Annotated in this window: 12 protein-coding genes; 4 read left to right on the top strand and 8 right to left on the bottom strand. The window is 61.9% G+C overall.

The annotated features are described in order from the left end of the window. From uvrA to PHP59_RS06635, 4 genes are all read left to right on the top strand, one after another. On the top strand, positions 1–1,914 hold a 1,914-nt coding region (gene uvrA / locus PHP59_RS06650; RefSeq protein ID WP_300165295.1), incomplete at its 5' end, for an excinuclease ABC subunit UvrA. Beyond that, the gene (gene uvrC, locus PHP59_RS06645; RefSeq protein WP_300165293.1) at positions 1,911–3,461 is read left to right on the top strand and encodes an excinuclease ABC subunit UvrC; all 1,551 of its coding nucleotides are present in this window, start codon (positions 1,911–1,913) and stop codon (positions 3,459–3,461) included. The genes uvrA and uvrC, both read left to right, overlap by 4 nt. Beyond that, positions 3,458–5,389: an excinuclease ABC subunit UvrB gene (gene uvrB, locus PHP59_RS06640; RefSeq protein ID WP_300165291.1), complete on the top strand. Its 1,932-nt coding sequence runs from the start codon at positions 3,458–3,460 to the stop codon at positions 5,387–5,389. The genes uvrC and uvrB overlap by 4 nt, the downstream gene beginning before the upstream one ends. Positions 5,390–5,914: 525 nt before the next feature. Further along, on the top strand, positions 5,915–6,340 hold the full coding sequence (locus PHP59_RS06635; RefSeq protein ID WP_300165289.1) for a fasciclin domain-containing protein: 426 nt from the start codon (positions 5,915–5,917) through the stop codon (positions 6,338–6,340). A gap of 145 nt (positions 6,341–6,485) precedes the next feature. Here the strand turns inward: PHP59_RS06635 and PHP59_RS06630 are convergent, their stop codons facing one another. From PHP59_RS06630 to PHP59_RS06595, 8 genes are all read right to left on the bottom strand, one after another. Then, entirely contained in the window at positions 6,486–7,772 is a 1,287-nt protein-coding gene (locus tag PHP59_RS06630) for an STAS domain-containing protein (protein WP_300165287.1), read from the bottom strand. Positions 7,773–7,785: 13 nt separating this feature from the next. After that, on the bottom strand, positions 7,786–8,199 hold the full coding sequence (locus tag PHP59_RS06625; RefSeq protein WP_300165285.1) for an ATP-binding protein: 414 nt from the start codon (positions 8,197–8,199) through the stop codon (positions 7,786–7,788). Next, a complete protein-coding gene (locus PHP59_RS06620; RefSeq protein ID WP_300165283.1) occupies positions 8,196–9,560 on the bottom strand; it encodes a SpoIIE family protein phosphatase in 1,365 nt (454 codons plus the stop codon). Before PHP59_RS06620 ends, PHP59_RS06625 begins: the two co-directional genes overlap by 4 nt. Continuing rightward, positions 9,557–9,916 carry an STAS domain-containing protein gene (locus PHP59_RS06615; RefSeq protein ID WP_300165281.1) on the bottom strand — a complete coding sequence of 120 codons (360 nt, stop codon included), beginning with the start codon at positions 9,914–9,916 and terminating at the stop codon, positions 9,557–9,559. Before PHP59_RS06615 ends, PHP59_RS06620 begins: the two co-directional genes overlap by 4 nt. A gap of 81 nt (positions 9,917–9,997) precedes the next feature. Continuing rightward, on the bottom strand, positions 9,998–10,627 hold the full coding sequence (locus PHP59_RS06610; RefSeq protein ID WP_300165279.1) for a class I SAM-dependent methyltransferase: 630 nt from the start codon (positions 10,625–10,627) through the stop codon (positions 9,998–10,000). Further along, on the bottom strand, positions 10,624–11,127 hold the full coding sequence (locus tag PHP59_RS06605; RefSeq protein WP_300165277.1) for a peptidylprolyl isomerase: 504 nt from the start codon (positions 11,125–11,127) through the stop codon (positions 10,624–10,626). The genes PHP59_RS06610 and PHP59_RS06605 overlap by 4 nt, the downstream gene beginning before the upstream one ends. Positions 11,128–11,219: 92 nt before the next feature. Beyond that, positions 11,220–12,812 carry a DEAD/DEAH box helicase gene (locus PHP59_RS06600; protein ID WP_300165275.1) on the bottom strand — a complete coding sequence of 531 codons (1,593 nt, stop codon included), beginning with the start codon at positions 12,810–12,812 and terminating at the stop codon, positions 11,220–11,222. Between the two features lie 216 nt (positions 12,813–13,028). After that, entirely contained in the window at positions 13,029–13,340 is a 312-nt protein-coding gene (locus PHP59_RS06595; RefSeq protein ID WP_300165273.1) for a DUF1894 domain-containing protein, read from the bottom strand. Positions 13,341–13,678: the final 338 nt, after the last annotated feature.

Genomic DNA, 13,678 nt, shown 5'->3' with positions numbered 1-13,678 from the left:
GCGGACGGCGCCGTCGCCCTGTACAAGAACTATGTCGACGGCTACAGGACGCAATACCTCGCCGCGGTCGCCCGCCACTTCGGGTTCTCGGTGCTGACGCCGATCAGGGACCTTACCCCCGGCCAGTACGAGGCCCTGATGTACGGCTCGCCAGACCAGATGAGGTTCTCCGTGCAGGGAAAGGGGGGCGACACCAGCTGGTCGCACACCGGCGCCTGGGAAGGCCTCCTCCCGCAGGCCGAGCGCCTGTACCACCAGACCCAGTCCGAGTACCGCCGCGGGGAACTGGAGAAGTTCATGCGTGTCTCGCCCTGCCCGACGTGCAGGGGCAAGAGGCTGAAGGAGAAGGTGCTCGCCGTCAAGGTCGGCGGGAAGAGCATCGTGGAGATCACGGACCTCCCGATCGCCGGGGCGATCCGCTTCTTCGACGACCTCGCCCTCATCGGCAGGGAGGCGGAGATCGCCCGCCAGGTCCTCAAGGAGATCAGGGCCCGCCTCACCTTCCTCGAAGAGGTCGGCCTCGGCTACCTCACCCTCTCGCGGAGCGCCGGCACCCTCTCCGGCGGCGAGGCCCAGCGCATCCGCCTCGCCACCCAGATCGGCTCCAACCTGACAGGCGTGCTGTACGTGCTGGACGAACCCTCCATCGGCCTCCACCAGCGCGACAACCGCAGGCTCATCGAAACTCTCAAAAAACTCCGCGACCTCGGCAACACCCTCATCGTCGTCGAGCACGACGAGGAGACGATCAGGGCGGCGGACCATGTCGTGGACATCGGCCCCGGCGCCGGGGTGCACGGCGGCGAGGTCGTCGCCGCGGGGACGCCCGACGAGGTGGCGGCATCTCCCGCCTCCCTCACCGGCCAGTACCTCTCGGGCGCCCTCTCCATCCCGGTGCCCGACCACAGGCGACAGAGCGACGCCTATCTGAGGATCACCGGCTGCCGGGAGAACAACCTGAAGAATATCGACGCGGCCATCCCCCTCGGCACCCTCACCGTCGTCACCGGCGTCTCGGGGTCAGGCAAGTCCACCCTCGTCTACGACACCCTGTACCCGGCCCTCGCACGGGAGGTCTCCGGCTCGCGGGTCACCCCGGGCGCCTTCACCACCCTCGCCTCCGACACCCCCGTGGACAGGGTGATCGTCATCGACCAGAGCCCCATCGGCAGGACGCCGCGGTCGAACCCGGCGACGTACACGAAGGTCTTCGACGAGATCAGGAAGGTCTTTGCGGAGACGAAGGAGGCGAAGGTGCGGGGCTACAAGCCCGGCCGTTTCTCCTTCAACGTGAAGGGCGGGCGGTGCGAGGCCTGCCAGGGCGACGGCGTCATCAAGATCGAGATGAACTTCCTCCCTGACGTGTACGTGGAGTGCGACGAGTGCAAGGGGAAGCGCTTCAATGCCGAGACCCTGGAGGTGAAGTACAGGGGGAAGTCCATCGCCGACGTCCTCGATATGACAGTCGAGGAGGCGACTGCACTCTTCGAGAACATCCCGGCGATCAGGATCAAACTCGAAACCCTCTGCCGGGTCGGCCTCGGCTACATCAAACTCGGGCAGAGTTCGACGACCCTCTCGGGCGGCGAGGCGCAGAGGATCAAACTGACGCGGGAACTCTCGAAGAGGGCGACCGGCCGGACCGTCTACCTCCTCGACGAACCGACGACCGGCCTCCACTTCCACGACGTGAAAAAGCTCATCGGTGTCCTGGACGATCTCGTCGAGAAGGGGAACACCGTCGTGGTGATCGAGCACAACCTCGACGTGATCAAATGCGCCGACCACATCATCGACCTCGGCCCCGAGGGCGGGGACGCGGGCGGCAGGGTGATCGCCACAGGCACCCCCGAGGAGGTGGCAGGGGTGAAGGAGAGTTATACCGGGCAGTTCCTGGCCGGGATGCTGAAATGATCGACCTCTCCGCCGTCCCCGAGGAACCGGGGTGCTACCTGTACCGCGACGCCGCCGGGGACGTCATCTATGTCGGCAAGGCGAAGAACCTGAAGAGACGGGTCTCCAGTTACTTCCAGAAGCACGGCCACGACGCCAAGACGCAGAAACTCGTCGAGCAGATCGCCTCGGCCGACTTTATCGTCACCGAGAACGAGGTCGAGGCCCTGATCCTGGAGAACACCCTGATCAAGAGGCACCAGCCGAAGTACAACATCGACCTGAAGGACGCGAAGAACTATGCCTACATCCACATCTCCGGCGGCGCCTTCCCGCGGATCGGGATCGCACGCCGGGCAGGGAGGGACGGCGAGTACTTCGGGCCCTTCGTCTCGGCGCGGGAGCGGGACTACGTGCTCTCCGTCGTGAAGAAGGCCTTCGGCCTGCGGTCGTGCCGCCGCCTCCCGAAGAGGCCCTGTCTCCGCCACCACATCGGCACCTGCGCCGCCCCCTGCACCGGCACGGTGACGGAGGAGGAGTACACCGCACGGATCGACCGTGCGCGGGCGGTGCTCCGCGGACAGGGGAAGGACCTCGTCGCCGCCATGGAGGCGGAGATGGCCGGGAGGTCGAAGAACCTCGAGTTCGAGCGTGCCCTCGAACTGCGGGACGAGATCGCGGCTATCAGGCACCTTGCCGGGCGGCAGAGGGTGGAGCGCCGGAGAGACCACGACGAGGACATCATCGCCTACCAGGAGAAGGACGGGAACCTCTATCTCCTCCTCTTCCATGTCGAGATGGGCACCCTCACCGGAAAGCAGGAGTACGTCTTCGAGGCCTCGGACGAGGCCGTCGAGGAGTTCCTGGTCCAGTACTACGGGGGCCACGCGCCCCCGAAGGAGGTGGTCCTCCCCGCGGGCGTCGGCGAACCTCTTGCCGACTACCTGGCAGACCGCCGGGGCTCGAAGGTCGAGGTCACGGTGCCGCAGAAGGGGGACAAGAAGAAACTCCTCGACCTTGCGGAGAAGAACCTTGAGATCGCCTTCTTCGGCGACGCCCTGAAGGTGGAGGCCCTCCAGAAGGCCCTGCACCTCCCCGAACCGCCGAATGTCATCGAGTGCTTCGACATCTCCCACCTCGCGGGCACGGCGATGGTCGGGTCGATGGTGCAGTTTCGGGGCGGGAGACCTGACAAGAGGAACTACCGGCGCTTCAGGATCAGGACTGTCGAGGGGATCGACGACTTCGCCTCCATCGCGGAGGTGGTCGGCCGCCGGTACGCCCGCATCCGCGGCGAAGGCGGGGAGTTCCCCGACCTGGTGATCGTCGACGGCGGGAAGGGGCAACTCGCCGCGGCCCTCGACGTCCTGAAGCGCCTCGGCACGCGCCTCCCGGTGATCGCGATCGCCAAGAGGGAGGAGGAGATCTATGTGCCTGGTTTCCCCCACCCCCTCCCGATCCGGAAGGACGAGAAGTCCTCCCTCTTCGTGCAGGAGATCAGGGACGAGGCCCACCGCTTTGCGATCACCTACAACCGCCTGCTGCGGAGGAAGGAGATGACAGGATGACGGAATTCAAGGTACACGCGGAATTCACACCGACAGGCTCGCAGCCCGATGCGATCCGGGGACTGACAGACGGGATTGCGGCGGGCGAACGCTTCCAGACCCTCCTCGGCGTCACCGGGTCCGGGAAGACCTTCACGGTCGCGAACGTGATCGAGGCGGTGCAGAGACCGACCCTGGTCATCGCCCACAACAAGACCCTGGCGGCGCAACTCTACCACGAGTTCTCGGGATTTTTCCCGGAGAACAGGGTGGAGTACTTCGTCTCGTACTACGACTACTACCAGCCGGAGTCGTACCTCCCGGCAAAGGACCAGTATATCGAGAAGGACGCCTCGATCAACCCGAAGATCGAGCAGATGCGCCTGGCCGCCACGGCCTCGGTGCTCTCGCGGCCAGACACCATCATCGTCGCCTCCGTCTCCTGCATCTACGGCCTCGGCAACCCGGCGAACTTCCAGGGAATGGGGTTCGAACTGAAGAGAGGGGAGAGGATGCGGCGGGCCGATCTTCTGGAGAGACTTGTCGATATCCTGTACGAAAGGAACGATATCGACCTCGCGCCCGGCCGCTTCAGGGCGAAGGGCGACGTGATCGATATCGTCCCCGGCTATTTCAACGACATCATCAGGGTCGAACTCTTCGACGACGAGGTCGACCGGATCTCGGAGATCGACAGGGTGACGGGACGGCGGAAGGAGACGATGGAGTATTTCTATGTCTATCCTGCCCGCCACTTCGTCGCCACGGAGGAGGAGAAGGAGAGGGCGGTCGTCTCGATCGCGGCGGAACTCGACGAAACCCTCCCCTCTCTCGGCATGATCGAGGCCCACCGCCTGAAGCAGCGGACCCTCTTCGACATCGAGATGATCAGGGAGACGGGGAGTTGCAAGGGGATAGAGAACTACTCCCGCCACTTTGACGGGAGGAAGGCTGGCGAAAAGCCGTACTGCCTCCTGGACTACTTCCCCGACGACTTCCTGATGGTCATCGACGAGTCCCACCAGACGGTGCCGCAGGTGCGGGGGATGTACCGCGGCGACCGCTCGCGGAAGGAGACCCTGGTGACGTACGGCTTCCGCCTCCCCTCTGCCTTCGACAACCGACCCCTCCGGTTCGCGGAGTTCGAGGGCTATATGAAGAATGTCATCTTCGTCTCGGCGACGCCGGGCGAGTACGAACTGACGCACTCGGCAGGGGTCGTCGAGCAGATCATCAGGCCGACCGGCCTCGTGGACCCGGTCGTGGAAGTGCGGCCGCTCGAAGGGCAGGTGGAGGACGTGATGGCGGAGATCAGGCGGACGATCGAGAGGGGCGACCGCGTGCTCGTCACCACCCTCACGAAGCGCCTTGCCGAGGAACTGACCGACTTCCTGGCAGAGCAGGGGATCAGGACGCGGTACCTCCACTCCGAGATCAACGCCCTGGAGAGGACGGAGATCATCAGGCAACTCCGCCTCGGCACCTTCGACGTGCTCGTCGGGATCAACCTCCTCCGCGAGGGCCTCGACATCCCTGAGGTCGGTTTCGTCGGCATCCTGGACGCGGACAAGGAGGGGTTTCTCAGGGACGCCCGGAGCCTCATCCAGACCATAGGCAGGGCGGCGAGGAACGCGAACGCCCGCGTGGTGCTGTACGCCGACCATACCACCGACTCGATTCGCACCGCCCTTGCCGAGACAGAGCGGCGGCGGCAGATGCAGGTCGCCTACAACGAGGCGCACGGCATCGTCCCGCGGACGATCATAAAACCAGTCCCGGCAAAGGAGATCGACCTCACCGACACGAAGCACCTCCCGAAGTCGGAGATCCCGAACCTCGTCATCGAACTGGAGACGCAGATGTACAGGGCCGCGGATGACCTCGACTTCGAGAGGGCGATCCTGCTCCGCGACCGGGTGAAGGAACTGCGGGCCGGGATGGAGAAGTGAAGGGGGGCCTTCATCATCTCGTGTTCTGTCTTGCCGGGGGCAGTCCTCAGTCGGGATCTGGGGCGTTAGTCTTCCGGTTCAGATTGTGAGGACGGCAGTGGATCGGCATCTTGTCCGGGGGACTACGCCCCCGGCCCCCCGCTCAGGATAGGGGTGGGATGGTACTCGCTCTTCAAGATTCCCACTCTGGACTTCCCGGGCCAATCCTAAGTTGGGGGGCGACCGAAGGGAGTCGAGAAAACTGGAAATTTTCGCTGTCCAAATGAAGTGAGGTCAAGAAGACCGATAGGTCTTCACTGGTGGGGAAGGCGGTGAACCGGCCTTCTCCCCTCAGGGCATGGAGCCATTCAGAGCATATATCGCGGAGACACCCACACCATCAATGTGTATAAATTATGATATGCCGATTTTACGCTCTTTCTTCGGTGCTCACTACCATCTAATTGTAAAACACAATTATTGATCCTGCAGGATATGATTAAATATTGTAAATCTCCATAGGGGGTTCTGTAGGAGAATGGAAATATGCAACAGAAAAGTGTGCAGATCCAGAAGAACATCGTCGAGACCGCGGTCGCATCAGGAGAGTTCAACACCCTGGTAGAGGCGGTGAAGGCGGCAGGCCTTGTCGAAACGCTCAGCAGTCCCGGGCCTTTCACGGTCTTTGCCCCGAACGACGCCGCGTTCTCCAAGGTATCGAAGGAGACTCTTGACAGTCTCATGAAGGACAAAGCAAAACTCGCCGACGTCCTGAAGTACCATGTGATCTCGGGGAAGCACATGGCCTCGGACGTCGCCAAGATGAAGTCTCTCAAGACGCTACAGGGGTCGGACCTCTCCGTCGACACGAGCAAAGGCGTGAAGATCAACGACGTCAACGTGATCAAGGCCGACATCGTCTGCTCGAACGGCGTCTGCCATGTCATCGACTCGGTGCTGATACCGAAGTAACCACCCTATTTTTCCCGGTCCGGGGCATGTGACCGGGGACATTCTGGTCGGCAGGCCCCGGGCAACAGACTGACGACCTGAAGATGTCCCTGTGGAGAGCCGAACACTCCTCACAGAAGGGAGCGGGTCCCGGGAAATGACACCGTCAGGGCTGCGTGACCGACGAGATGTACGCGATTCCCACATGGGCCCGGAGGATCCTGGTCCCGTTCAGGAGGTGGCGCATGTCCACAAACTCCCCCTCTGCAAGGCACCGGTCGATACCCTTCTCAAGGGCAGTCTGGAGGTCCCAGGGCACATTCCTGAAGACGACGCCGTGGGTGTGGAGGACAGGGCCGTTATCTCCCTCGCCGCGGGGATGGCCGGAGAGAGAGGCGAGAGCCCCGGCGTCGTAGGAGGAGAGGTCGACCGAGGGGTCCAGGCCGACGCCGAAGGCGACGATGCTATCTCCCGCGTATTTCAGTTCCCCCGAGGTCTCGATCCAGTCGCGGATGTTTTCGGGATCGAAGATCGAGCCACCATTTGCCGGGGCGTCCCTGACGATGGGGGCCTTCCTGATCCCCGAGCCCAGAACTCCTCCGGTCACGCCCCAGAGGGCGACGGCCACGACGCCCGCCCCGACCTTTCGGTCCCGTGCATGGGCAAAGACGGCCCGGTACAGGGCATCGAGGGGGATCCCCTCGTCCGCCTCGACGGTGGCGAACTCGTTGAACTGTCCGTCAAGGGTCACATTGAAGGCGGTGTATGCCCTGACCTCTCCCCCGGCCCGTGCAGGCACGAAGAAGTCCGGTGTGTCGTGACCGTCCGACGGGAGCCAGGTCATTGATCCATGGAGGGTGACCATCTCCCCGAGGAACGGCACCGCGTCGAGGAGGCTGCTGCCGAGAGCGCCAAGGCCGAGGGAATATCTGATATCGGAGAATGTCTCGGCACTAACGCCCTCTTCCCTGATGCGGGCATGGAGGAGGTCGTCGAGGCTGCCCTTCACCCGCAGGGAGGCCGGTGCCCGGGACCCGGGCTCGAACCTGAACTTCGCCCCCTCATACTCGACCGGCGGGGCTGCAAGGTCGGCGATGAGGGAAAGGGAGTCTTCCCGGCGGAAGGATGCCGCAAGGGCCTCGGCCCGCGAGGGGAAGAGGGTGAAGACGCGGTCGAAACCGGCCATGGCAAGAACCTGCAGGGGGTACTCGCCCACATTGCAGATCGCAAGGCTCCCCCCCCGCCCCTTCAGTTCCTTCTGCAGGCCAAGAAAAACCCTGATCCCGGCGCTGCTCAGGTACGCCAGACCGGCAAGATCGATGACGACCGAGCTGTCGTCGTCCCTGAGGGATGCGGCGATCCCTCTCTTCACCTCTTCGGCCGCATAGCCGTCGAGCCTCCCCCCCACTGCAATGGTGAGGATACCATCATATCTCTCTGCACTCATCTCCATGATTTCCGTCTCCTTATCTCTCAAAATGTTTCACCAGGCGAAGAACATTCTCCCCTTCCCTGTATTCGTACAGGACGGCATCGGTCATCTTCCGCATCAGGTGGATGCCGAGGCCACCGATCGGGCGCTCATCGGCCCCGCCCTCCAGGTCGGGCGCGGGGGCCGCCGTCGGGTCGAAGGCCGGGGCCGCGTCCCTGATCTCGACGACCGCTCCCTCTTCCATCCTTTTGCACGAGAGAGCGATCTCCCCACCGGCACCCTCGTAGCCGTGGAGGATGATGTTCGTCACCGCCTCGTCGACGGCGAGTTCGACCTCCTGAACAGCCTTTGCGGGAACACCCAGGCGCTGGAGGGCGGCGGCGACGCGGTCGAGTGCACCGGGGATAGACGAAAGATCGGCGAGGACGGTCCATTCCTCCACCTTCACACCCCCTTCAGCACCATCAGGGTGATGTCGTCGAACTGCGGTTCTTCACCGGTGAACTTGCGGACCGCGTCCCTGACACCGCGGATGATCTCTCCGGCAGGCCTGTCCCGCAGGCCAAGGACCGTCTCCTTCAGCCGCGTCTCGCCGAACTCCTCTGTCCCGGCGTTGATCGCCTCGGTCACCCCGTCGGTGTACAGGACGAGCAGGTCGCCGGGGCCGATTCCGACCGTCTCCTCCCCGTATTCCATCTCGTCGACGGCCCCGAGGGCAACGCCGGTTGGCATCAGCCTGACGAAATCGTCCGAACCTGCCGTGAGGAGGAGTGGGGGGTTGTGCCCGGCATTTGCATAGGTGAGCGTGCGTTTCTCCTCGTCGAGGACGCCGTAAAAGAGGGTGACGAACATCCCCGAGTCAGACTGGGAGAGGATCATCGCGTTCGCATCGGCAAGGGTGCGCGAGACGCGGGGGTGCCACCCTGCCATCGCCCTGATGATCGTCCGGGAGAGCGCCATATACAGCGCCGCAGGGACGCTCTTGCCCGAGACATCCGCGATCACAAGGCCGGTCTTCCCGTTCTGCAGGCGGATGGCGTCGTAGAAGTCGCCGCCCACCTCCCGCGCCGGGCAGCTCACGGCCGCAAGGTCGAAGCCCTTCATCGGCGGGATGGCCTTCGGCAGGAAGGTGTGCTGGATCTCGGCGGCGATCTGCATCTCGGCCTTCTTCCTTTCGAGTTCGCCATGGTAGGCATCCCTCTCGGCCTTTGTCCGCCTTTCCGTGACGAGGTTCGAGACCAGGAGCGCGAAGATGAACATGCCGGCAGCGTTCGCCAGGATCATCGGGATACCCACCTGCCTCACCACCTCCCATGCGGTGGCGAAGGGTGTGCAGAGGAGGAGGACAAGGCCCATGTGGAAGATTTCCATGCCGACGGCAAAGGCGACGGCAGTCCTGACCGGGACAGGGCCGTTGCGGTGGACCCACCAGATGGCGCCGCCGAAGAGGCCGGCAAGGACGGTGGCGATCGCACAGGGGAGAGCGGTAAACCCGCCCATCTGCAACCTGAAGAGACCGCCGATGATCCCGGCGCCGAGGCCGACCACAGGGCCGCAGAAGAGGCCGGCGACCATCGGCCCGAGGTCGCGGACATTGATCGGGGAACCGAGGGCCGAGACGCCGCTGAGGGTGCCGTACACCGAAAGCGCACCGAAGAAGAGGACGAGGAGGAGGGTGCTCCGCGGAGAGAGACGCCGCTCCAGCGCCTCGGTGAATGGTTCACGCCTGGTGATGAAGTATGCTGCGACGACGATGACGCAGATCATCTGGAAGAGGACGATGAAGTCCGCCACCGCCTGGATCATCATGCACGTCCCTGATGGTGCAGGGCGTCCTCCACGCTGTCATATGCAGGGAATATCCGTAAAAATCCCGATATTTCAAATATCTCCCGGACAAACGGACAGAGTCCCGCTATCGAGAAAACTCCGTCCATCTTCTTCACCTGTTTGTACGCGGTCAGGAGCACCCGGAGGCCTGAACTGCTGGTGTACGTGAGGTCGGTCATATCGACGATGATGCTTCTCTCCCCCTGCCCGACAAGATGGAAAAGGGTTGATTCCAGACCCCCGCAGGAGGATGCGTCGATCCTTCCTGCCACCGAAACGACTGCGCACCCGGCCATCATACGGACGCCGGTATTTGAGGAACTTTCCATTGTCATTGGCGTCTCTCCTGATAGCATAAGTAGATTGTTTTTTTGCGTGTCTGTCCAGGTAAGAGAAATGCAGGAAAAACAGGGGATCTACCCCAGCTTTTCGAAGACCGCAACGACCTCGGCACGCGGGAGGTCCTTGCCCCTCACTCTCAGGGACCATGTGCAGGTCTCCAGCGCACAGGGGTGCAGCGCCGAGAAGAGAGTGCAGACTTCGGACTCCGAAAAATAGTGGGTGAGGATCCCTTCGCCGCGGAGGAAGGTGCCGGCCTCGACCCCGGTCCCCTTCCCGTACCGCATGTCCCGCTCTGAGAAGTCCCGGAAATAGAGTTTACCGCCGCCTTTCAGCACCCGTGCAATCTCGCCGGCGACATCCTTCCGACCTGCCGCTTTCAGGTGTCCGACCACATGGAAGGCACAGACCGCGTCGAATATTCGGTCCCTGAAGGGGAGGACACCGGCGTCGGCGACAAGAAGGGGTGCTCCCTCCGCGGAAGCACAGCGGCAGAGCGCGACGGCCGAGGGGGAGATGTCGAGACCGACGACGGAGACACCTTTCCCTGAGAGGGAGGTATAGGTCTTCCCGTTGCCGCACCCGATTTCGAGGACGCGTGAACCGGGGGGAATTGCGGGGAGGTCGCAGGCCGCGCCTCCCCAGAGGCGTCCCCTCTGGAGATAGTCCCTCTCCCACGCGCCGGGGTCACGGAATGAGGCGGTCATGCCGCGACTTTCTGCAGGGAGAGGAGTGTGATCGAGAACCTGAGGTCCTTGCCGGCAAGGGGATGGTTCCCGTTGAGCGTGAGAGCGGTCTCGTTCACGGCAGTAACAGTGTAAACATGTTTGCTGTCGATATTCGGGAAGACGAATCTCTGGCCCGTGCCCGTATCGGCCGGAAGACTTTCCCGCGGCATGGAAATGACAAGCGTAGAGTTGTACTCACCATACGCTTCTTCCACCGGGATTGTCACGTTCACCGACTCGTTCACGGCAAGGCCGGTAACGGCCTTATCGAAGCCGGGGATCATCTTGCCTTTTCCGAGGGTGAAGGTGAGGGGGGCGCGGCCGACCGAGGAATCAAAGACCGTCCCATTCAGGAATGAACCCGTATATTCGACAGAGACGTTGTCGCCCGGAGCGGCCCTCGGCTTTTCGGCCGTACCCGTGCATCCCGCGACCAGCATCAGGGCCGCCAGAAGAAGACAGGCTGCCGGAATGATCATCTTCGATCTCATCTCCCTTTTGTTGGTGTCGAAGGATTATGAGATCATCCCCGGTCCTGGAGAAGAGCCGGTAAAAAAAAGATCTGTTTGGATTACCAGGATTTCCTTTCCGCGGGTTTCAGTTCGACGGGGCATCCGCGGATGGTCTTCCCCTTCATCCCTTCGACGACTGCGGCTGCGGCGTCCTCGGGAACCTCGACAAAGGAGTAGGTGCCATAGATACTGATCGCTCCGATCGACCGGCCGGGTATGCCGGTCTCGCCAGCGAGCGCCCCGACAATATCCTTCGGCCTGATCTCCTGATCTCTCCCCAGGTTCAGGTAGAGGCGGACCATGCCGGGCTCGGCACCGGTGTTTGCCGGGGTGAGGTCGGGAACCTTCTCAGGTTCGGTGCCTGTGTCAAGTCTGAGTTTCAGGAGGGCCGCGGCGATGTCCATGGAGGTATAGTCGTCCACCATGATCCGCTCGACCATTCCGATGTACTTCTCCATCTCGCCGTTGTCGACGGTCTGCTTGATTTTATCGACGATGTTTTTCATCCGTGTCTCCTCGACGTCGCTCTCTGTCGGGAGGGGTATGCGGGCGATCGTGATCTTGGCATATTTCTGGATCGTCCTGAGTTTGTAGATCTCCTTCGGGCCGACAAAGGTGATGGCCCGCCCGGTCCGGCCGGCCCGCGCCGTCCTGCCGATACGGTGCACATAGTACTCGACGTCCTGGGGGACATCGAAGTTGATGACCATGTCGACGTCCTCGACATCGATACCCCGTGCAGCGACGTCGGTGGCGATGAGCACGTCGATGGTTCCGCTCCTGAACTTCGCCATTACCCGGTCCCTCTGGACCTGTTTCAGGTCGCCGTGGAGGCTTTCTGCAAAGTAGCCCCTGGCATGAAGCTGGGTGTTCAGTTCGTCGACGGCCCTTTTCGTGTTGCAGAAGACGAGGGTGAGTTCGGGGTCGTAGATGTCAAGGAGCCTGCAGAGGATCTCGATTTTTTCCCTGCTGCGCACCTCAAGATACAACTGCTCGACCTGAGGGACGGTCAGTTCGCGGTGGGGAACACTGATGAATTTGGGGTTCTTCTGAAAACGCTTCGAGATCTCCAGGATCGGTTTCGGGAGGGTTGCGGAAAAGAGGACTGTCTGGCGGTTAGCAGGGGTCTCGCTAAGGATCTTCTCGATGTCCTCGCGGAAGCCCATGTCAAGCATCTGGTCGGCCTCGTCAAGGATGACCATCTTCACGCTGCCGAGGCGGAGGGTGCCGCGGTCGAGGTGGTCGAGCAAACGCCCCGGCGTGCCGACGACGATCTGTACCCCCGCTTTCAGTGCCCGGAACTGCCGCTCGATGGACTGACCGCCATAGACAGGTATCACGGTGATATTTCCAAGATATTTTACGAGGCGCGAGAATTCTTCGGCTGTCTGGATGGCGAGTTCCCGTGTCGGGGAGAGGACAAGGACCTGCGTCCCTCTCGCTTCGGGATCGATCTTTTCGATGGCAGGAATACCAAACGCCGCAGTTTTGCCGGTACCGGTCTGCGCCTGGCCAGTCACGTCCATTCCAGTCAGGATCTGGGGAATAGCAAGGACTTGAATGGGCGTGGGTTCCTCAAAGCCCATATCTTCTATTGCCTTGAGAATATTCGGGGAGAGATGAAATGTTGAAAAGCTGATGGTATCTTCCATTCTATTCTAATGGGTGTTCGTCCCTCATTATATATTGTATTGTGGAGGGGAAAAAACAGACATAGCCCGGACGGTATGGGCCGGGGTTTGCAGAGCATAAAAAATACAGATCCTGGAAATAATGCTGGAAAAGCGTTTATTCGGAGAGGCCGGGTGCGCCCGCCGGAGACAGGCTGCGCGGGGACTGGGGGTGCGGGGACTGGGGGTGCGGGACGGTTATCCCGTCTTCCCGAGATCTTTGCGTATTTTTTCGATGTCCTCGGGGGTGGCGTCCATCTCCATGACGGCGGTGCCGAAACAGGGCTTCGTGAAAGGGAAAAGGACTTTCCGTTTCTTTTCCTTCACCCCGACGACAATGGGGGATTTGCCGAGGAGGATGACGTCCCTGATGGCATAGTCAGGCGGTATCTCATAGTTCTCCTTCGCATGCCGCCTGATGTACTCGTTTGCCTCTTCCATGGAGATGTCCTTGATGAGGATCCGTGCCGGAAGGCGGTTGACGCAGTGCGGCTTGCCCAGATCTGTCATTGTGGTCTCACTCCGTATGAGGGTATTACTGTATTTCTCCCTCATTTAAGGTTCTCCAGTGGACAGTGACGACGGGATACATCGATGCACGATGATGGGGGAGGATGCCAGCGTTCGACTCTCCAGATCCACTGATGCTCTTCTCCGGTTTCAAGGGCCTCAAAACAACCGGATGCGACAACCGGTTCACATACCATCAGACCCTGCAGGTCTGGCCTGATCACGGAGAGATGATAGTAGCACATCGATCATGGCCGCGCAATCTGCATAGTCCGCCAGAAATGACAAAATTACGGATGAAACACGGGATTCGAACAAAAGAAAGAGAGCCCCAGGCG

It is taken from the genome of Methanofollis sp. (assembly GCF_028702905.1).
Taxonomy (GTDB): domain Archaea; phylum Halobacteriota; class Methanomicrobia; order Methanomicrobiales; family Methanofollaceae; genus Methanofollis.
Note: the sequence above shows the minus strand (reverse complement) of the source record. Positions and strands in the feature narration are given on the sequence as shown.